Genomic DNA, 1,064 nt, shown 5'->3' on the forward strand with positions numbered 1-1,064 from the left:
GGCGGGTCGACGCTGAGAATCTAAGCGCCGGTAAACGGCGGTGGTAACTATAACCATCCTAAGGTAGCGAAATTCCTTGTCGGGTAAGTTCCGACCTGCACGAATGGCGTAACGACTTCCCCGCTGTCTCAACCACAGGCCCGGCGAAATTGCAGTACGAGTAAAGATGCTCGTTTCGCGCAGCAGGACGGAAAGACCCCGGGACCTTCACTACAGCTTGGCATTGGCGCTTGGAGCGTCTTGTGTAGGATAGGTGGGAGACTGTGAAGCCGGCACGCCAGTGTCGGTGGAGTCGTTGGTGAAATACCACTCTGGTCGTTTTGAGCGTCTAACCCGCACCCGTGTATCCGGGTGGGGGACAGTGCCTGGTGGGTAGTTTAACTGGGGCGGTTGCCTCCTAAAGTGTAACGGAGGCGCCCAAAGGTTCCCTCAGCCTGGTTGGCAATCAGGTGGCGAGTGCAAGGGCACAAGGGAGCTTGACTGTGAGACGGACGTGTCGAGCAGGTGCGAAAGCAGGGCCTAGTGATCCGGCACCTACGTGTGGAAGTGGTGTCGCTCAACGGCTAAAAGGTACCCCGGGGATAACAGGCTGATCTTCCCCAAGAGTCCATATCGACGGGATGGTTTGGCACCTCGATGTCGGCTCGTCGCATCCTGGGGCTGGAGTAGGTCCCAAGGGTTGGGCTGTTCGCCCATTAAAGCGGCACGCGAGCTGGGTTTAGAACGTCGCGAGACAGTTCGGTCCCTATCCGCTGCGCGCGTAGGAGAATTGAGAGGGTCTGTCCCTAGTACGAGAGGACCGGGACGGACGGACCTCTGGTGTGCCAGTTGTCCCGCCAGGGGCACGGCTGGTTGGCTACGTTCGGTCGGGATAACCGCTGAAAGCATCTAAGCGGGAAGCCTTCCTCGAGATGAGTTCTCCCACCCCTTTGTGGGTGTAAGGCCCCCGGTAGACGACCGGGTTGATAGGCCGGAGATGGAAGCGCGGTAACGTGTGGAGTCGACCGGTACTAATAGGCCGAGTGGCTTGAACACACAATACGTTCAATCCGAATCGCTGTGAG

The 1,064-nt window shown here is 58.6% G+C and carries 1 rRNA gene; it reads left to right on the forward strand.

From position 1 onward, the window contains the following. Positions 1 to 1,035: ribosomal RNA gene (locus tag AL2_RS35815) — 23S ribosomal RNA — on the forward strand; the annotation flags it as partial. Positions 1,036 to 1,064: the final 29 nt, after the last annotated feature.

Origin of the sequence: Actinomadura latina NBRC 106108 (genome assembly GCF_001552195.1) — a bacterium.
In the GTDB taxonomy this organism is placed as follows: Bacteria; Actinomycetota; Actinomycetes; order Streptosporangiales; family Streptosporangiaceae; genus Spirillospora; species Spirillospora latina.